Source organism: Stutzerimonas stutzeri, assembly GCF_000935215.1.
GTDB lineage: Bacteria > Pseudomonadota > Gammaproteobacteria > Pseudomonadales > Pseudomonadaceae > Stutzerimonas.
Genome location: NZ_JXXD01000153.1, coordinates 1 through 17,467, shown reverse-complemented (window position 1 = coordinate 17,467; position 17,467 = coordinate 1). Strand labels below are relative to the sequence as shown.

The window sequence follows — 17,467 nt, the reverse complement described above, 5'->3', positions numbered from 1 at the left end:
CGCCCCTCGGCTCGCGCTACCTCGGCCAGCTGCGGCCGGGGCTTATGGACTCAACTCAGCAGGCGCACGCGTCAAGCGACCTTGAACCGACCAACGAGCTGCTGTTGCTGCTCGGCCAGGCGCGCAAGCTCCAGACTGGTCATCGCTGTCTGCTCCGCACCGGCGCTCACCTGGATCGCGACATCGTTGATCTCGACGACGTTGCGATTGATGTCTTCGGCCACCGCGCTCTGCTCCTCCGCCGCCGTGGCAATCTGCAGATTGCGATCACTGATGGCAGAAACGCCGTCGGCAATCTCCGCCAGCAACTCACCGGCACGGCCGATGTTGCTCGAGCCGGTCTGAGCCTTGGCGAGCGTCTCCTGCATCGAGCGCGCGGCCCGGTCAGCCCCGCCCTGGAGATTGGCAATCATGTCCTGAATGCTGCCGGTGGATTCCTGTGTCTTCTGGGCAAGCGTACGCACCTCGGACGCAACGACAGCGAAGCCGCGGCCATGCTCTCCTGCTCGCGCCGCCTCGATAGCCGCGTTCAGTGCGAGCAGATTGGTCTGATCGGCAATGCCGCGAATCACATCCAGCACAGACGAGATCGAATCACTCTCACGCTTGAGGTCCGCAATAATGCTTGCGGTCTGATCGGCCTGGCTCGACAGCTGGCGAATGAGCTCGATGGTGCTCTCGACTTCGGCCCGGCCTTGCGCAGTGTTGGCGTTGAGCTGCTGCGAGAGTTCAGCGGCATCGCTGGTGCTTCTCGCAACGTCGCGCACGGTCGCGCTCATCTCGTTTATCGCGGTAACCACCAGCTCGGTTCCCTGCCGCTGGCGATCGATGCTCTGGCTTGTCTGCACGGTCACCGCAGAGGACTCCTCCGCCGCCGTGGCCACCTGCGCGGTGGCGTTACTGATCTCGCCGACGACCTGCTTGAGCTCGACGGCCATGAGATTGAGGTTGCGCGAGATTTCGCCAAACTCGTCCCTACCTTCGTAGTGCGCCGTTGCGGTCAGATCCCGAGCGGAAAGCGACAACAGCGCATGATTCACATCCTGCACCGCCAGTTTGATGTTGCGAATGATCAGGAAGGAAAGGCCGGTCACCACCAGCAGCGCAATGATCACCGCAGCGAGCGTCAGCCAAAGCGCGTTGCTCGCCTCATCGCGAGCCCGAGTGGCCAGTGTGCCCACTTCCTGCGACAAGGCCTGCTCCAGCTCACCCATCAGGTCGATCCGGCTGGTCGCCGTATCGAACCAGCTCTCGCTGTCGATACCCAGGCTCTGCCCGATCGGCACCTCAAAAGCCAGACGTTGCAGACGTGCAACTTCAACGGCGCTCGGCTGCTGCAGCTTTTCATCCAGCAAACGGATGAAGTGCTCCGAGGCCGCACGACGGAAGCCGTCCATATAGGCCGAGAATTCACCCAGGTTTCGGCTGAAGGAGGCAAGCAGTGCCGCGTCGAACCGGTCCTGACCAAACACCACGCCCAACAACGCCCGTTCGCGCCCGGCCCGCTCCTTCATCTCGACGAACTGATTGAGCCCGCCTAGCGCTCGTGCAAGCGTGACGTCCTGCACGCTGCGCTCAACCTCGTGGGTAAAGCCGATCAATGCCTTGATGTAGCCGGTAAAGCGAGCACCAGAGTCGACGTTGCTGACGGCGAACGAGTCGATTTGCGAACGTGTTGCCTGAAGCTCATCGAGCGAGGCCAAGACGCTCCCGATCTGTGAGCCTTCCTGCTTGGCAAGCACCTGCACGGCACTGAACGCTTCGTCAGTCGCTTGCCGCATCCCCGGCAGGCGCCGGGCCATGGTACGTCCCTGGCTCCCCAGATAGACGCCGCTCGCACCACGCTCACGTTGCAATGCGGTGATCAGCCTGCTCACGTTCTGCGCGGCCACGCTGGCCTCGACGGTGCGCTCCATCTGCCTCAGGGTGGCGTAGCTGTCAGCGACATACAGGCTGGCCAGCCACAGAAAACCGAGCATAGGACACGCGAGGATCAAAAGAAGCTTCGCGCTCAAGGGAATGTTTCTAAGCATGTGTACCTCAGTGCTCCGGGTCATGGAGTTACGAGTGGCAGAAGGCAGGGTGCGCGCAACCGCCGCGTACCGTTCGGTACGCGCGAGGAAGCGTTTTTCGGTTTATTGGTCGGTCGAACCGTGGCGTTGAATGCTGTAGCACGTCGCAGGACGAACGGCCCTTACAGGGCTTATCAGCGACCGTCTTGAACTGGCGCACATTCTTTCTGTTGCACAGCCGCATAACCCTGACCAAAGTCAATAAATTAACGTCAATGTACTGCCGACTGTCGGACACAATTCCGCTGACAGCCGAGCAGGTCCAGATCCACGGGGGTTAGCCGGCCTGGCGAGAAGGAATTTGGGAGCACGCCTTATACAACGACGCAGTCCTTCCTTGATTGAAAGCCCGCGGGACGAGAAAGGAGGTAATGCAGCTTGAGGTTGACCACGAGGGGATGGTTCGGCAAAACCACCACAAACAAAAAAGGGCTAGCCGAAGCTAACCCTTTGATTTCATTGGTGCCGGAGACAGGAGTCGAACCTGCGACCTTCGCATTACGAATGCGCTGCTCTACCTACTGAGCTACACCGGCGCCAGGCCGCGGATTATCGGGGGTTCTGCGATTGGACTCAAGTCCGCGCGCATCGCCCTTGATACTGCAATCCGCATCAGGCGATCAGTGCGGCCGCGATGCAGGCTGGCCGTGGTCGCGTTCGAGGTCGTGCTTGGCCTGGCCGGCCAATTGCTCGCCTTCGGCGCTGGCCATCGCATAGCCCTCGCGGGCCTTGTCCTTGATCTTGCCGGTCAGCTCGTCGCTCTTCTGGCCCATCAGTTCGTCTTCACGACGGGTCGGTGGAACCGAGGCCGCCAGCAACGCGCCGAGGGCGATGCCCATGGCGCCCAATGCCAGCGGTTGCTCGTTGAGCAACTGAGTGAAACCGCCGCGTGCACGGTCTGCGGTGTGTCGCAGGCTTTCCGCGGCGTGCCGGCTGGAGTCACCGACGCGATGACGGGCATTGCCCAGTGAGCTGGAGGCGCTATGGCTCATCTGCGCTGCCTTGTCCTTGATGCCGGTGCCCTGCTGCTTGAGCCCAGATGCCTTGGCGGCGAGCTTGTCGGTCATCGACGGACCGGTCGAAGCGCTGTCGCTATAGTCCGGGCGCCGATTCTGCCCGGCCATCAGCCATACCAGGCCGATGGAGGTGAGCAGCGTCGGTACCGGATTGGCCTTAACGGTATCGGTGAGGTTATGCAGGAACTCGCCACCGCCGCCTTTGGCGTAGCCGAGCGCGGTATCGATCATCTGCCCCGGGGAGAGCTTGCTTTCCAGCGCGTGGACGATGTTGCCGATTTCGGCGCGCTGCTGGTCGATCTCGCGCTCCAGCGTGTCGGGGTCCTTTTGTGCTTCTACGTCTACCTGGTTATGCGTGCTCATGCGTGCCCCCTTACGACTTCTTTATCCTTCTGCAGCGAATGGATGGTGCGGTCGGGTTTGAACGAAGAGGCTTCGAACTTCTTCTTGCCGGCCGAGACCATGATCATGCCGATGACCACCACGACCACGCCGACGATCAACGCGGCGAGCCAGGGTTCCATCATGGTGCTGAGGAAGTAGACCGCCGACATCAGCAGGATGATGAAGCCGGCCAGGAGCACCGCACCGCCGGTTGCGACGCTGGCAGCACCGGCCTTGGTGGCACGCAGCGATTCGTTCAGCTCGGCCTTGGCCAGCGCCAGTTCCTTGGTGAACAGCGACGGCACTTCGCGGGTTAGCTGCCGTAGCAAACCGCCGACCGAATTATCGTGCTCGGGGTTGCCGGGTTCGTAAGGCGTATTGAGGTTGCGTTGTTCGTTCATCGATTAAGCCCTCCGTTCGTGCCTTTGCCAGTGCTGCCAACGCCGTTGCTGCCTACGCCATTGCTGCTACCCGTGTTCGGCGCCATGCCGGCATTGCTTACGCTGCCGACGGTACTGCCCGGTGCGCCACTGGAAATGCGCGAGTCCAGTTCGGACTGACTCGGCAGCGTCTCGGCGGTCACGTCTGCCGGAACGCCGAGCGGCGAAGTCGGATGCGGGCGGCTGGCGTCGGAATGGCCGTAATCAGTCGTTGGTTCACGCGTTGTGGATTCAGCGCGATGGCTGGACGCGCGGGCGAAACGAGTCAGGCCGAAGCCAAGTGCAACGCTGCCGGCAATGAACAGACCAGGATTGTTGCGAGCCAGACGGTTCACCTCGCCCACCAGCTCATCGACGCTCTTGCCGCGCAGGTTGTCGGCCAGGTCCACCATGCTCTGCGCCATGTCGGAGACGTAATGGGAAAGGCCAGTTCGATCCTGGTTTTCAAGTTCTGCCGCTGCTGCCTTGGCACTCTGGGCAACCTTTTCCAGCTCATCGGCGGCCGTACCGCGGTAGCTGTCCAGCTGCGCCTTGCCTTGGGTCTTGACCTGCTCGCCAGCTTCGCGCGCCTTTGCCTTGAGTTCCTCGGCACTCGGAGCGGAAGCGGAGCTGCTTGCCTGCGTGGTGCCAGCCTGGCCTGTTTGGCCGGTGGGTTGAGCGGGAGCGCTCGTTGACTGCGCGTTGGCGTCGGTTCTGGCTTGGCCGCCGTAACCTGTGATCTCTTCATCGGGTGTCGTCATTTTGTCCACCTTTTATAGGGTCATAGGGTTTGGCCGGATGACCACGGTCCGTGAAGCACAGCAGTGCGGGCTTCCGCGGCTGTGCGATTTCAGTACGCACATAAATGGTGACCGGACCCAAATTTTCGAGTTCCGTGTTTCTGGCCAAGCGGTACGGGGCTTCGAGAACCGAGTCAGCTATGCCGCACTGCAGAAAGGGAGGACGTGAAACAGCGAGATCTGGTGGCGATCTGCCCGCGATTGGCGCGCAGCCGGCATGCAGCTTGGCTTGGGGGAATGCGAAGGTCGAACAAGCGGAACGGCGGGAATGACAGCGATGGTGACCATCGGGTCAGCTCGTTGGCGATCACCCCGTCGCAGCGAGCCGACGAGCTGTAATCAGCCAATACAGTATAGGAACGCAAAAACGGGCCCTTGGGGCCCGTTCTTGTTTGGATCGTTGTCGTTACAGCGGACCGACGCTGGTGCAGCTGTTTGTGGCTTTGGCGTGCTTCTGCAGAACCGGCAGCTGCGGACGGTACTTGCCGCTGCTCACGTCCAGGGACATGGCGTACTCACCCCACCAGGGACCGGCAGCCCAGTAGGTGCTCGGGATGCAGTTCTGACGCAGGTAAGCCAGCAGGTTGTCGGTAGCGACGATGGCCGAGGGCGAGAAGTCCGGTACGCCATGCTCACCGATGTAGCCGCGCAGCTTGTTCTGCTTGAGCCAGTCGACGAAGGGCTTAACGCGATTGACACCAATCATCGGGTCGAACTTCTCGGCCTTGTCGAAGTAGTTGCCCGAGAAATCCTTGTCCACGTACATGTGCGCTTCATAAACCAGGTTGTTCTTCGGATCACGCATCCACGGGTTGGTGACCAGCTGGGTGTTGTAGTGCGGCCAGTGGAAGGCGCTCGACCAGCGATCGCCCGCTACGTAGATCCAGCGCTTGGAGTCGACGGTGCGGATTGCCTGAGCAGCAGCCAGGGCAGCTTGCGGCCAGAGCCCATTGGTGGAGTGCGGCTCGTTCATCAGGCCGTAGCCCTCGACGGCAGGATGGTTGACCACCTGCTGTACGATCTGCTTCCACACCGCAGCGAAGGAACTGATGGGCACTTCGTTGGAGCCGATCAGCTTGCCGTAGTAACGGTAGTAGTTGTGCAGATCGAGAATCACCTTGACGTTGTGCTTCTGCGCGAAGTCCAGCGACTGCTTCAGGCGGGCGAACTCCTCGGCATTCAGCGGAGAGTTCAGCTTGGGCTGGATACGCTCCCAGAGGAACGGCAGGCGAACCAGCGGCATGCCCAGGTCGGAGTACTTCTTGTAGTAAGACTCGGCCGGGTAGGTGTAGTTGGTGCCATGCTTGCCCGGAACAACCGACGGGCCGAAACCCGCGCCGGACAGGTTAACGCCAACCAGCAGCGGCTTGCCATTGGTGGTGTCAGGTGCGGTAGGCGCCGGAGCCGGTGCTGCTTCTACTGGCGGAGTAGTCAGAGCCGGAGACGACGGAGTGCTGGTCGATGTGCTTACTACCGAGATGGTCTTCGGATAACCCAGCGTGGTGCCATTGATCACAGCGCCGTCGAGAAAGACGCTCATGTTGCTGCCAACCAGCTGAGTGCGCAGCACCTTGCGGGTCTGGCCGTCAGCGAGCTTCACCACAGCGCCAGTCTTGAACGCTGCCACGTTGGCGCTGCTTGCCTGAATAGAGAAGGCGGCGGCAGTGCGGAACATACCGTTCAACCAATGAGTATTGGTGTAGTTGTTCAGGTTACTGGTCGCGATGACTGAGTTAGTCGGAGCAGTAGGCGCCGGAGCCGGGCTGGTAGTAGAGGTTGTCGCCAGCGACAACTTGTTAGGTGCGCCGACCACACTCCCGTTAACTGCCGGACCTTCCAGATAGACGCTCATATTGGCGCCGACAACTTGTACCTGGGTAACTTTGCGAACCTGGCCATCCGCCAGTTTTGCCGACGCACCAACTTTGAACGCAGCCTTGTTGGCATCGCTGGCCGGAATGGAGAAGCCCGGCGACTTGCGCCATACCCCATTGAGCCAATCGGTATTAGTGAATGCATTGATGCTGGTCGAGTGTGCAGCAACGGTAGTCGGTGAAGTGACCGGAGCGGTGGAAGTTACAGGCGCCGTTACGGCCGTACTACCGATGGTGACCACCTGCGGTGCGCCAACCTTGTTGCCGTCCAGTTTTGCACCTTCCAGAAAGACGCTCATGTTGCTGCCGACGATCTGCGCGCGGCTGATCTTGCGTACCTGACCGTCTGCCAGTCGTACCGAAACGCCGGCCACGAACGCGGTGCGGTTTGCCGAGGTAGCCGGGATCGAGAAGCCGGCGCCGGTGCGCCAGACACCGTTCAGCCAATCGGTGTTGGTGAAAGCGTTGATCTTGGCGGAAACCGATACAGCGGCAACCGTGGATGCAGCGGCATAAGGCGTGGTTACAACAGTGACGCCACCCAGAAGAACAGCGGCGGCGATGGAAGCGACGAGTGCCTTGCGGGCACCGGAAAACAGGTTGGTGGACATTGAGTCTCTCCGGAACTTACTACTTCAAAGGCCGAGCCTTTAAAAAGTGACGGGAGGTCGATAAGTCGTGGGGCGTTGCTCTTGAGGAGGGCCGCGGTGTCACAACAAACGAACCGTTTCAACAAGAAATTTCCCGCCGTCCACCCCCTGAACAAACCGGTAAATCGTCTTGCGTGGCGGCTTTATAATAGGTTCAAAAAATTAATGGAAATTTTTTTGTCAGTAATAGATCGCCAGAAAAACGCCATACAGAGCAAATAACATTAAGTTGCCATTACTCATATGGCGATAGCTGTCGAATTGATATTACGTTTAACCGCCCTAGTTGGTTGCCTGGCGCCAAAATCAGCGTCGGCTTTTTGAACTTTGGTGATCTTTAGCGGGATTAACCGCTATCAAGCTTGCCGACGAACGGTATATAGCAGAGGAGCTGATAGCCGTCTGTTAGGGGCTAAGAAACTGGCTGCTGGAGGTAACCGATCTTCGTCGGCAGATGACTGTCGGATGCCTTACCGAACAATGAAACGGAGGCACCATGAGCCATAAGTACAAAGTGGGCGATCACGTCAGCTGGAACTCGGAAGCAGGACGGGTCAGTGGCCACATCACCCGCGTGCACACGGCTGACACCGAATTCATGGGCCGCACACGGCGCGCCAGCCCGGATGCTCCGCAATACGAGATCAAGAGCGACAAGACCGACCATGTAGCGATGCATAAAGAGTCAGCACTCAGGAAGCTGAGCTGAGCATGGCTCAGCCAGCCACGGTGTGGACCATCGGCCACTCGACGCGCTCTCTGGAGCATCTGATCGAGATACTGCGCCACCATCAGATCGAGGCCATCGCCGACGTCCGCCGCTTTCCCGGCTCACGGCGATTGCCGCAGTTCGGCGAGGCAGCGCTGCGCGAAGGTCTGGAAGCGCACGGGCTGCACTATCAATGGATCGAAGAGCTGGGCGGCAGACGACGACCTCTGAAGGATTCGCCAAGCCTGGCCTGGCGCAACAGCTCCTTTCGCGGCTATGCCGATCATTTGCGCAGCGATGAATTCAACCGCGGTCTGCAGCGCCTACTGGAAATGGCGGCACACCGACGTACGGCAATGATGTGCGCCGAGGTGCTCTGGTGGCGCTGCCATCGTTCGCTGGTTTCGGACGTGTTGAAAATACGCGGCATCGAAGTCCTGCATATCCAGGACGAGAAGCCGCCGGCCGCCCACCCGTTCACCGCCCCTGCCCGCCTGGTCGACGGGCAGTTGAGCTATGCGGAGGGCAAAGGCGAGTCGCTGAGAAAGGAAGTCGGCAGCGGGCAGATCAATCTGGATCTGTAGCGGCCACCGGGTGGTCATTGTGACCACCCCTATGGGGTTGGCTCAGATGCGTTCGATGCGATCCGGGTGGATGACGATGCGGCCCTGCTTGTAAAGACCACCGATGGCCTTCTTGAAGTTGCCCTTGCTGACGCCGAAGCGACGTGCAATTTCCTCGGCCGGGCTCTTGTCGCTGACATCCAGCGAGCCCTGGTTTTCTTCCAGCTTCTGCAGGATCAACGCCTGCAGCGCATCGGTCGCTTCGCTGCCCACCGGCTGCAGGCTCAGGCTGATCTTGCCGTCGGGCCGCAGTTCCTTGATGTAGCCGCGCTCGCGCATGCCGCCACGGAGAAACTTGAACGCCTCGTTCTTGTGAATCAGGCCCCAGTGCTGGCCGTTGATGATCGCCTTGAAACCGAGATCGGTCGCTTCGACGATCAGCAGGTCCACCGCTTCTCCTACCTTGTAGTTCGCCGGGGTCTTGTCCAGATAGCGGTCCAGTCGCGCCGTGGCGGTAATGCGCCGGGTGCGCTTGTCGATGTAGACGTAGACCACGCAGTAATCACCCACCTGCAGCGGCCGCTTCTCTTCCGAGTGCGGCAAGAGCAGGTCCTTGGGTAGTCCCCAGTCGAGAAACAATCCGACCCGGTTGATCTCGGCCACCTTCAGACTGGCGAATTCACCGACCTGCACCTTGGGCTTCTCGGTGGTGGCGATCAGCTTGTCCTCGCTGTCGAGGTAGATGAAGACGTTCAGCCAGTCATCCACCTCGGTCGGCATGTCCTTGGGGATGTAGCGGTTGGGCAGCAGGATTTCGCCGTCCGGGCCGCCGTCCAGATAGAGGCCGAAACCGGTGTGCTTGACGATCTGCAGGCTGTTGTAACGTCCGATTGCGGCCATGTGGGCGGTCCCGAATATAAAGGCGGCGATTCTAGCGCCTGTCAGCGTGGCAATGCATAGGCGATCACCGAATCACCGGCTTTGGTACCCAGCGAGCCATGCCCGCCGGCAACCACCACGACCATCTGCCGACCCGAGCGGCTCTCGTAGGTCATCGGCGTGGCCTGGCCGCCGGCCGGCAGACGCGCTTTCCATAGTTCGCGGCCGGTACTGACATCGTAGGCACGCAGGTAGTAGTCAAGCGTGCCGCTCAAGAACGCGACGCCACAGGCGGTGAGCATCGGCCCGCCAAGGCTCGGCACGCCCATCTTGAATGGCAGCGGAATCGGCGAACGGTCGCGCACCGTGCCGTTCTTGCGCAGCCAATGGGTCTTGCCGGTGCGCAGATCGGCGCCAGCCACGTAGCCCCACGGCGGCGCAGTGCACGGCAGGCCGATGGGCGAAACGAATGCCTTCAGCTCCACCGCAAACGGCGAACCGAAATTCTCGTTGAGGAACGGCTCCTGCTCGGATACGTAGGTCGTCTCGGCGTCCTCTCGAGGAATCAGCTTTGAAGTGAAAGCCAGATAAGCCGGCGTGCTGAAGACCATCTGCCGCACCGGGTCGACGGCCACGCCACCCCAGTTGAATACGCCGAAGTTGCCCGGGTAGACCAGCGTGCCCTCGGTGGAAGGCGGCGTGTAGCGCCCTTCATAGCGCAGGGAATGGAACTGGATGTGGCACATCATCTGATCGATCAGCGTGGCGCCCCATAGGTCCTTGCCCTGCAGCTTCGGCGGCTCGTAGGTCAGTGCCGACACAGGCTGCGTCCTGGCGACCCAGTCACCCGTGGCCGCGCCCTGCGGTGCAGGCACCTCGCGCACCGGCAGGACCGGCTCGCCCGTGCGACGGTCGAGTACATAGATGTCGCCCTGCTTGGTCGGCGCCACCAGCGCGGGCACCGGACCCTCCTCGGTCTGGATGTCGATCAGGCTCGGCTGCGCCGGTACGTCCATGTCCCAGAGGTCATGGCGCACGGTCTGGAAGACCCAGCGCAGCTGGCCGCTATCCAGATCGAGGGCGACGATTGAGGAGGAAAAACGCTCGCTGTTCTCGCTGCGCTTACCGCCCCACTGATCCGGCACCTGATTGCCCAGAGGCACGTAGATCAGCCCCAGCGCCTCGTCCGCACTGGAAATGCTCCAGCTGTTCGGGCTGCTCGCGCTGTAGGTCTGCCCGGCGGCGATCGGGGCCGTTTCATCCGGATTGCCCGGGTCCCAGTTCCATTTCAGCTCGCCGGTATAGACGTCATAGGCACGGATGACGCCGGACGGCTCGTTGGCGCGAACGTTGTCATTCACCGCTCCGCCGACGATCACCCGATCACGCGCGACCACCGGCGGCGACGTGGAATAGTAGAAGCCTTCCTTCACGTGGGGCATGTTCGCCCAGAGATCCACCGCGCCGTTGTCGCCGAAGCCGGGGCAAACCTCCCCGGTCTTCGCATCCAGCGCGATCAGCCTGGCATCGGCGGTTGGCATGAACAGGCGCTGCCGACAGGTCTGGCCCTCGGTCGCCGGCGGCGCTGCATGGTAGGAAAGCCCGCGGCAGGTCAGGTGCTGGCGGTTGACCGAATGCGGCACCTCGGGATCGAAGCGCCAGCGCTCCTCGCCGGTTTCGGCATCCAGCGCGATGACCAGATTGTGCGGCGTGCACAGGTACAGGCTGTCATCGACCTTGAGCGGGGTGACTTCGTAGGTGGTTTCATCCGGATCGTCCGGACCGCGCAGATCCCCGGTCTGGTAATGCCACACCGGCTCCAGCCGCTCGACGTTGTGCGGCGTGATCTGTGCCAGCGGCGAGTAGCGCTGGCCCTGCTGGCTGCGTCCGTAAGCGTGCCAGTCGCCGGCCGGCACGGCTTGGTCCATGGCAGGCGCTTCGGCCAAAGGCGGCGGCAGCATGCCCTTGATGTCGTGACTGTCGTGCCCAACGGCGTACACCGCTGCTGCGCCCCAGAGCACGACCGCCAGCGTCAGCGGCAGCGCGGCGCCGCCCCAGGCGCGAAAACCGAAGTGCTGCCAGCCCAGCCGCTGCGCGATCCCGGGCGTCAGCAGCCACAACCCGAGCGGCGCGATGATGCTGCCGCGCGGCGCCAGTTGCCACCAGTCCAGCCCCACTTCGTACAGAGCCCAACCGAGCGCCCCGAGCATCAGCAGCGCGTAAACCCAAAGCGCCGCGCGGCGGCGCATCAGCAGCATGACCCCGGTCAGCAGAAACCCTGCCGCGACGATGGCGAAATACCAGGTACCGCCAAGGCTGACGACCTTCGCTCCCCCTGCACCGAGCGCGAGCCCGACGATGATGCAGAACACTCCGCTGATGACCACAGCCACGGCCTGTCTCCCTCGATCTTGTTATTCAAATCACCACACTGCGACGGCCAGCAGGGCTGGCCATCATGAGAGTGGGACAGGCGACGAGCGGGAATGCTCCGTGCAAAGGTGCGATTGGCGCGATGTGACTTGGCAAGACGGGGCCGGTAACCCCGCCAGGTGAGACTTACTGGGTGTCCAGGCCAACCTGAAGCAACTTGCCATTGCCCGCATCGGTCAGCACATAGAGGTAACCGTCGGGCCCAAGGCGTACGTCGCGGATGCGCGCACCGAGGTCCTTGAGCAGGCGTTCCTCACCAACCACGCGGTCGCCGTCGAGCTGCAGGCGTATCAGCGACTGATCCACCAGCGCGCCGATGAACAGACTGTGCTGCCAGCCGGGGAAGCGCTCGGCATCGTAGAACGCCATCCCACTGACGCCCGGCGATTTTTTCCAGACGTGGTGCGGCGGCTCGGTGCCCTCGACGGTTTCGCCTTCGGCTTCAGGAATCGGCAGCATGCTGTAGTTGATGCCGTGGGTTGCCAGCGGCCAGCCGTAGTTCTTGCCGGCCTGGGGAATGTTGACCTCGTCACCGCCGCGCGGCCCATGTTCGTGGGTCCAGAGCACGCCGCTCCAGGGGTTGAGTGCGGCGCCCTGCTGGTTGCGATGGCCGTAGGACCAGATTTCCGGCCGCACGCCGTCCTGGCCGACAAAGGGGTTGTCCTCAGGCACACTGCCGTCCAGGCTGATGCGCACCACCTTGCCCTGATGCTTGTCGAGGTCCTGCGAGGTCGGCCGCTGATTGTTTTCGCCGAGCGCGACGAACAGGTGTCCCTTGCCGTCGAACACCAGCCGCGAGCCGAAGTGCACCCCGGTGGATAGCTTCGGCAGCTGACGGAAGATAACCTCGAAGTTCTCCAGCCGTGTGTCATCGTCACTCAGCCGGCCACGACCGACCGCCGTTCCAGCCTTGCCCTGCTCACCGGCCTCGGCATAGGTCAGGTAGACCAGGCGGTCCTTATCGAAGTCCGGCGACAATCGCACGTCGAGCAAACCACCCTGGGAGCGGGCAAAGACCTCCGGCACGCCAGCAAGCGGCTCGGAGAGGCTGCCGTCCAGGCCGATCACGCGCAGGCGGCCAGGCCGTTCGGTCACCAGCATGCGCTTGCCGTCCGGCAGGAAGGCCAGTGCCCAGGCGTTTTCAAGGCCGCTGGCGATCTCCTTGACCGTTACCGGCCCGGCCTCGCTGGAATGACGTTCAGTTTCGGCGACAGCCTGCAGCGAAGCGGCGATGGCAAAACCACAGAGCGTGGTGCGAATGGCATGGCGCAGCATGGTCTTCCTCTCAGGTGATGATCCGGCGTCGAGAAACTCGCTTTCGCGGCTAATTGAAGACCAGGCGGCTCGCTGAGTGGTTGCAAAAACGCTTCAAGAAATGACGGCCTGCAAAAACCTGAACAAATTTTGATCAAATCTGTATAATGCCCGGTTCGACTGATTAAAGGAAAAGCGATCCATGGCCACTAAAACCACCAGCGCCAAGCGCAAGCCCGAACCCGCCACCGAAACCAGCCAGTCCCTCGCTGCGCAAATGGCCGCTTTCATCAAGGCAGGCGGCGAAGTCCAGACCATCCCCAACGGTGTGAGTGGCCAGACCAACGGTCCTTCCCGCCAGATCACCATCAGCAAGAAGTGATCTGAACCGCCTTCGGCGAGCCGGCTTTATCATGGCTCGCCGCGTTCTACCCCCTCCTTTCTCGTCTCCGAGCGCACCATGACCGACCCCGTACGCCTTGCCAAACGCCTCGCCGAGCAACTCGGCTGTTCCCGGCGCGAGGCCGAGCTGTATATCGAGGGTGGTTGGGTAACGGTCGACGGAGAACTGGTCGAAGCGCCTTTCATCAAGGTGCGACCTGAACAGCGTGTCGAACTGCAGGCCGGCGCTACCGCGAAGGAAATCACGCCTGTGACGCTGCTGCTGCACAAACCGGCCGGGCTGGTGATCGATGCCGACGTCGACAGCACCCGCCGCGTACTGCAGGCCAGCGAGCACTGGAGCGACGACCCCAGCCGCAATGAAGCGTTGCAGCGTCATCTGCTCCAGCAGAACCTGTTGCTGCCACTGGACGCCGACGCCAGTGGGCTGACCGTCTTCAGCCAGCAACGCGAAGTGATCCGCCTGCTCACCAGCACGCGCGACAAGCTGGAGCAGGAATACGTCGTCGAAGTGAGCGGCGAAGCCGAAGAAAACGGGCTGGCCCTACTCGCCAAGGGCATTGGCCACCGCGGCAAGATCCTGCCCAAGGCCAAGGTCAGCTGGCAGAGCGAAAACCGTCTGCGCCTGGTGATCAAGGAACCCGCGCCCGGCGAGGTCCGCCTGCTCTGCGAAGCCATCGGGCTGACGGTGCTGGCCTGCAAACGCATTCGCATCGGCCGCCTGTCCATGGCCAAACTACCGGCCGGCCAGTGGCGTTTTGTCGGCGAACACGAGCGCTTCTGACGCCGCACCCGCACGCCATCGCCAGCACCGGCTGGCGGAGCACGCTTGCTTTACCTGCCCTGCTGAATCAGTCTTAAGCGGCAATTCGCCACGACGACGCTCTCACTCAAGACAGGACCGCGATGCAGAAACTGATGCTCCTGCTGCTGACCGTTTTCCCGCTGAGCATCCTGGCTGCCGAGCCTGTCGCCGTATGGGCTTACCAACCCTCGCCGCCCTTTGCCTCGGGGCAGAACCCCGGGCTCTCCGAAGCACTGGTGCAGTTGCTCAACGAGCATCCGACCAACCAGGACCGCTATCACTTCCAGCTGACCCAGTTGCCGCGCAAACGTCTCGATGCACGCCTCGAGGACAAGGAGCCCGGCATCCTCCTATGGGCCACGCCGGACTTCTTTCCCGAGCGCCTCACCGCCGGCGCCAGCTGGACTCGGCCTCTGCTGTGCGACATCCAGGACTTCGTGTCCCACAACGACAAGCCGGTCGACTATGACGGCCCGAAGTCCCTGCATGGCCTGCGTCTGGGCGGCGTGCTCGGGCATCTCTACCGGGCGCTGGAAGGCGACATCGACAAGGGCCTGATCCAGCGCGAAGACGTGCACAACGATCTGCAGAATCTGAACAAGCTGCTCAACCAGCGCATCGATGTCGCGTTGATGCCGCGCTCCTCACGGCTGTTCTTCAGCCTGACAGAGGTGCCGGACGCACCGCTGCATGTTTCGCCACGCCCGCTCTATGTCTTCGACCGACATGTGCTCATGACCGCCAGCCTGCCAGCCGAAACCACGCAGTTCGTGCATCAGCTCATCGCCGATCTGCCGCACAGCGCGCGCTGGCAGACCCTGCTCAGGCGCTACGGCCTGCAAGAGATGAGCGCGCCCTGCCCCAATTATTGAGCGAACGTAAGCGCCACTGGCGAATCGAAGCTGGCACGGCTCATACTGGCGAAAAGAGAACGGAGTACCAATTCAGCCATGAAAAAGGCACTGCTGGTCAGCCTGCTATTGACCCTCGGCGGCTGCGCCACTCAATCCTGCGACCGCGTCTGGAACGACCAATGTCGTGCCGAACGGCTGCTGTACCAGAATGACCTGATGCAGGCGAAGATTCTGATTTCGATCGGCGACGAAGACAGCTACGAACTTGCCCAGGCGCTGCTCGATCGCAGTGCGAAGCTGGATCGGCGCGGCGAGACTGAGTTCTATCAGGCCCTGCTGCTGATTCGCCAAGGCCCGGAGCCATCGGAAGTGCTCGACCTGTTGGAGAAGGCCAAGCGCAAGGGCCACCCCCATGCGGTGGCGCTGCTCTACAAGATCTATCACGAGCCGTACCTGCTCAACGAAGCAGACGAGGATCGCGCGGAACGCTACCGCGACGCCTACGGCGAGCTGGATGTCGCGCGCAGCGGCTATCCATCCTTCGATAAATCACTGGAACTGGTGAATCAGCTGGTCGCTCCGCCACCGCCATCGGTCCCGTATCAGGCGCCCTGCCCGCAGCACTGCCTGGAACAGTCCCGCTAGTTACGGGCCCAGGCGCCTGGGATCACCGTTTCAGGGCGCCGGGGTCTGCGAGATCCGCGGCTCCTCGTCGCCATCGGCCACCGCACGCGCTTCCTGTTCGGTGGCGTAGGGGCCACCGACGATGGTGCCGTTCAGCTCCACTACCCAGCACACGACCCAGGTCGGGCGCCAGGCCTTGGGTACGTCTTCGCCGCTGAGGTGCTTGATCTGAGAGGTCATGGCTTTTCTCCACTGCTGCTGGGTAAGTCGGCCGTCCCATATCGTCAGAACGACTCCATGTAGGGAAGACCACAGGCCAGCCGCCTTTGCTCGCTGGCACCGACGAAACGGTCCGCCAGCCGAACCCCCGGCGCTGCCGTGGCTCTACAGAACAGCCGCCGACGCTCGAGGAAAGACGATGCGCCCCATTGCCAGCCTGCTCCTGCTGACCCTGCTCTGCGCCACGCTGTTGAACGGCTGCAGCCGCGCCACCCTGGTCTATCGCAACCTCGACATGGTCGTGCCCTGGACGCTCAACGACTATCTCGACCTCGATAACCGTCAGAAGGACGAGCTGCGCGAACGCCTGCGCGAGCACCTGGCCTGGCACTGCAGCACGCAATTGCCGGAACTGCTGGCCAACCTCGAACAGCTTGAGCGTGAAACTGCTGGCGGCCAGCTCGATCGCCGCGATCTTGAACCACAGTACCGCGACGTCCGCGACGCCATGCACAGCGTTGCCGTAGAGATCACCCCCACCGCAACGGACCTGCTGCGTGCCCTGAGCGACAAGCAGGTCGCCGAACTGCGCAACGCGCTAGAGGAAAACCGAGAGGAGTACCGGGAGAAATACCTGGCTCCGCCGCTGGACCGGCAGATTCGCGAGCGCGCCGAGCGCATGCAGGAGCGCCTGCAGTACTGGCTCGGCCAGTTGAACGCGGCCCAGCGTCAACGTGTGCTGCTCTGGTCTCACGCCCTGAACGAGCAGAACAGCCGCTGGCTGAACAACCGCGAGCGCTGGCAAGAGCTGCTGTTGGCCGCGGTCGAGCAACGCCACCGCGACGATTTCGATGACCGCATCGCACAGCTGCTGCAGGAGCGCGAGGCGTTGCTGAGTACGAACGACCAGGCCGCGTTGCAGCGTGCCGAGCAGGCCGGACTGGACCTGGTGGCCGACCTCTACCGCCTTGCCGACGAAGGGCAGCGGACCCACCTCAGCGGGCGCCTGGCGCAGCTGCGCACCGACTTCAGCGACCTGAAATGCCTGGCGCCGACAGCCTGATCCCTGGTGCCTGGGCGGTGAGTGGGTTGAGGCAAGTTCGGATGAACATAGCTGCGAGGCAAGGCGCTGCGACGAGTCATAGTGATGCTATGACAAGGAGCAGCAACACAGTATCGGAGCCATGGGCGCCGAAATTTACCAACTGAACGTACCAAACAGGCTACTAACTACTCAGCGTCTGGCTGGCGTCAGCAGGCGGCGCGCCTCGCGCTGGGCATCCTCGTCCAGTTCGACCAGCCATTGCGGCTTGCCCGCCGCCAGCACAGCCACCGGCAGCCCGTCGCGAAACAGGATCCGGTTAGCCGCCAGAGCCGGCACCCTGGAGCCCGGTAACAGGGTGCCGAGCTGATTGAACGGATCGACCGCGGACACCGCCAGCATCTCGCCGGTCAGCGGCCGCTTGCGCACCTCGCGCAGCAAGCCAAGCGCCTCCGGCAGAGCGAACTG

17 protein-coding genes and 1 tRNA gene are annotated in these 17,467 nt (G+C 62.3%); 7 read left to right on the top strand and 11 right to left on the bottom strand.

What is annotated here, in order from left to right:
• Nucleotides 1-71 precede the first annotated feature (71 nt).
• From LO50_RS16100 to LO50_RS16075, 6 genes are all read right to left on the bottom strand, one after another.
• Entirely contained in the window at nt 72-2,033 is a 1,962-nt protein-coding gene (locus tag LO50_RS16100; RefSeq protein ID WP_044315628.1) for a methyl-accepting chemotaxis protein, read from the bottom strand.
• 499 nt (nt 2,034-2,532) lie between these two features.
• Nucleotides 2,533-2,608, bottom strand: a tRNA-Thr gene (locus LO50_RS16095).
• Between the two features lie 84 nt (nt 2,609-2,692).
• On the bottom strand, nt 2,693-3,451 hold the full coding sequence (locus LO50_RS16090) for a DUF3618 domain-containing protein (protein ID WP_044315627.1): 759 nt from the start codon (nt 3,449-3,451) through the stop codon (nt 2,693-2,695).
• The gene (locus LO50_RS16085) at nt 3,448-3,873 is read right to left on the bottom strand and encodes a phage holin family protein (protein WP_014819822.1); all 426 of its coding nucleotides are present in this window, start codon (nt 3,871-3,873) and stop codon (nt 3,448-3,450) included. The genes LO50_RS16090 and LO50_RS16085 overlap by 4 nt, the downstream gene beginning before the upstream one ends.
• Nucleotides 3,870-4,652 carry a hypothetical protein gene (locus tag LO50_RS16080; protein ID WP_044315626.1) on the bottom strand — a complete coding sequence of 261 codons (783 nt, stop codon included), beginning with the start codon at nt 4,650-4,652 and terminating at the stop codon, nt 3,870-3,872. The genes LO50_RS16085 and LO50_RS16080 overlap by 4 nt, the downstream gene beginning before the upstream one ends.
• A 445-nt stretch (nt 4,653-5,097) precedes the next feature.
• On the bottom strand, nt 5,098-7,176 hold the full coding sequence (locus LO50_RS16075) for a glycoside hydrolase family 5 protein (RefSeq protein ID WP_044315625.1): 2,079 nt from the start codon (nt 7,174-7,176) through the stop codon (nt 5,098-5,100).
• A 535-nt stretch (nt 7,177-7,711) separates the two neighbouring features.
• Between LO50_RS16075 and LO50_RS16070 the strand changes: the two genes are divergently transcribed.
• Nucleotides 7,712-7,924 (top strand): hypervirulence associated TUDOR domain-containing protein, encoded by a 213-nt coding sequence (locus LO50_RS16070; protein ID WP_003301215.1) that lies wholly within the window; start codon nt 7,712-7,714, stop codon nt 7,922-7,924.
• Nucleotides 7,925-7,926: 2 nt separating this feature from the next.
• On the top strand, nt 7,927-8,508 hold the full coding sequence (locus LO50_RS16065; RefSeq protein ID WP_023445012.1) for a DUF488 domain-containing protein: 582 nt from the start codon (nt 7,927-7,929) through the stop codon (nt 8,506-8,508).
• Between the two features lie 42 nt (nt 8,509-8,550).
• Here LO50_RS16065 and LO50_RS16060 read toward each other — a convergent pair whose 3' ends face one another.
• The 3 genes from LO50_RS16060 to LO50_RS16050 all read right to left on the bottom strand — a co-directional run bounded on the left by LO50_RS16060 (nt 8,551) and on the right by LO50_RS16050 (nt 13,074).
• On the bottom strand, nt 8,551-9,387 hold the full coding sequence (locus LO50_RS16060) for a CvfB family protein (RefSeq protein ID WP_044315624.1): 837 nt from the start codon (nt 9,385-9,387) through the stop codon (nt 8,551-8,553).
• Nucleotides 9,388-9,428: 41 nt separating this feature from the next.
• A complete protein-coding gene (locus LO50_RS16055) occupies nt 9,429-11,759 on the bottom strand; it encodes a glucose/quinate/shikimate family membrane-bound PQQ-dependent dehydrogenase (RefSeq protein WP_044315623.1) in 2,331 nt (776 codons plus the stop codon).
• 166 nt (nt 11,760-11,925) lie between these two features.
• The gene (locus LO50_RS16050) at nt 11,926-13,074 is read right to left on the bottom strand and encodes a PQQ-dependent sugar dehydrogenase (protein ID WP_044315622.1); all 1,149 of its coding nucleotides are present in this window, start codon (nt 13,072-13,074) and stop codon (nt 11,926-11,928) included.
• 181 nt (nt 13,075-13,255) lie between these two features.
• On the opposite strand from LO50_RS16050, the gene LO50_RS16045 reads away from it, so the two are divergent.
• The 4 genes from LO50_RS16045 to LO50_RS16030 all read left to right on the top strand — a co-directional run bounded on the left by LO50_RS16045 (nt 13,256) and on the right by LO50_RS16030 (nt 15,759).
• Nucleotides 13,256-13,435 (top strand): hypothetical protein, encoded by a 180-nt coding sequence (locus LO50_RS16045; RefSeq protein ID WP_014819814.1) that lies wholly within the window; start codon nt 13,256-13,258, stop codon nt 13,433-13,435.
• 78 nt (nt 13,436-13,513) lie between these two features.
• The gene (locus LO50_RS16040) at nt 13,514-14,239 is read left to right on the top strand and encodes an RNA pseudouridine synthase (RefSeq protein ID WP_041013500.1); all 726 of its coding nucleotides are present in this window, start codon (nt 13,514-13,516) and stop codon (nt 14,237-14,239) included.
• Nucleotides 14,240-14,361: 122 nt separating this feature from the next.
• Entirely contained in the window at nt 14,362-15,132 is a 771-nt protein-coding gene (locus tag LO50_RS16035; RefSeq protein ID WP_044315621.1) for an ABC transporter substrate-binding protein, read from the top strand.
• A 78-nt stretch (nt 15,133-15,210) separates the two neighbouring features.
• Nucleotides 15,211-15,759: a hypothetical protein gene (locus LO50_RS16030; protein WP_044315620.1), complete on the top strand. Its 549-nt coding sequence runs from the start codon at nt 15,211-15,213 to the stop codon at nt 15,757-15,759.
• A 30-nt stretch (nt 15,760-15,789) separates the two neighbouring features.
• Here LO50_RS16030 and LO50_RS16025 read toward each other — a convergent pair whose 3' ends face one another.
• Nucleotides 15,790-15,978 carry a hypothetical protein gene (locus LO50_RS16025; RefSeq protein ID WP_023445018.1) on the bottom strand — a complete coding sequence of 63 codons (189 nt, stop codon included), beginning with the start codon at nt 15,976-15,978 and terminating at the stop codon, nt 15,790-15,792.
• Nucleotides 15,979-16,156: 178 nt separating this feature from the next.
• Between LO50_RS16025 and LO50_RS16020 the strand changes: the two genes are divergently transcribed.
• Nucleotides 16,157-17,020, top strand: coding sequence for a DUF6279 family lipoprotein (locus tag LO50_RS16020; protein WP_044315619.1), 864 nt, complete (start codon nt 16,157-16,159; stop codon nt 17,018-17,020).
• A 171-nt stretch (nt 17,021-17,191) separates the two neighbouring features.
• Here LO50_RS16020 and LO50_RS16015 read toward each other — a convergent pair.
• A partial coding sequence (locus tag LO50_RS16015) for a hypothetical protein (protein ID WP_044315618.1) occupies nt 17,192-17,467 on the bottom strand: 276 nt, incomplete at its 5' end.

What these genes read in the sequence shown, in the direction of transcription:
- LO50_RS16100 (WP_044315628.1), bottom strand. Translation starts at nt 2,033, where the DNA reads ATGCTTAGAAACATTCCCTTGAGCGCGAAGCTTCTTTTGATCCTCGCG.
- LO50_RS16090 (WP_044315627.1), bottom strand. Translation starts at nt 3,451, where the DNA reads ATGAGCACGCATAACCAGGTAGACGTAGAAGCACAAAAGGACCCCGAC.
- LO50_RS16085 (WP_014819822.1), bottom strand. Translation starts at nt 3,873, where the DNA reads ATGAACGAACAACGCAACCTCAATACGCCTTACGAACCCGGCAACCCC.
- LO50_RS16080 (WP_044315626.1), bottom strand. Translation starts at nt 4,652, where the DNA reads ATGACGACACCCGATGAAGAGATCACAGGTTACGGCGGCCAAGCCAGA.
- LO50_RS16075 (WP_044315625.1), bottom strand. Translation starts at nt 7,176, where the DNA reads ATGTCCACCAACCTGTTTTCCGGTGCCCGCAAGGCACTCGTCGCTTCC.
- LO50_RS16070 (WP_003301215.1), top strand. Translation starts at nt 7,712, where the DNA reads ATGAGCCATAAGTACAAAGTGGGCGATCACGTCAGCTGGAACTCGGAA.
- LO50_RS16065 (WP_023445012.1), top strand. Translation starts at nt 7,927, where the DNA reads ATGGCTCAGCCAGCCACGGTGTGGACCATCGGCCACTCGACGCGCTCT.
- LO50_RS16060 (WP_044315624.1), bottom strand. Translation starts at nt 9,387, where the DNA reads ATGGCCGCAATCGGACGTTACAACAGCCTGCAGATCGTCAAGCACACC.
- LO50_RS16050 (WP_044315622.1), bottom strand. Translation starts at nt 13,074, where the DNA reads ATGCTGCGCCATGCCATTCGCACCACGCTCTGTGGTTTTGCCATCGCC.
- LO50_RS16045 (WP_014819814.1), top strand. Translation starts at nt 13,256, where the DNA reads ATGGCCACTAAAACCACCAGCGCCAAGCGCAAGCCCGAACCCGCCACC.
- LO50_RS16040 (WP_041013500.1), top strand. Translation starts at nt 13,514, where the DNA reads ATGACCGACCCCGTACGCCTTGCCAAACGCCTCGCCGAGCAACTCGGC.
- LO50_RS16035 (WP_044315621.1), top strand. Translation starts at nt 14,362, where the DNA reads ATGCAGAAACTGATGCTCCTGCTGCTGACCGTTTTCCCGCTGAGCATC.
- LO50_RS16030 (WP_044315620.1), top strand. Translation starts at nt 15,211, where the DNA reads ATGAAAAAGGCACTGCTGGTCAGCCTGCTATTGACCCTCGGCGGCTGC.
- LO50_RS16025 (WP_023445018.1), bottom strand. Translation starts at nt 15,978, where the DNA reads ATGACCTCTCAGATCAAGCACCTCAGCGGCGAAGACGTACCCAAGGCC.
- LO50_RS16020 (WP_044315619.1), top strand. Translation starts at nt 16,157, where the DNA reads ATGCGCCCCATTGCCAGCCTGCTCCTGCTGACCCTGCTCTGCGCCACG.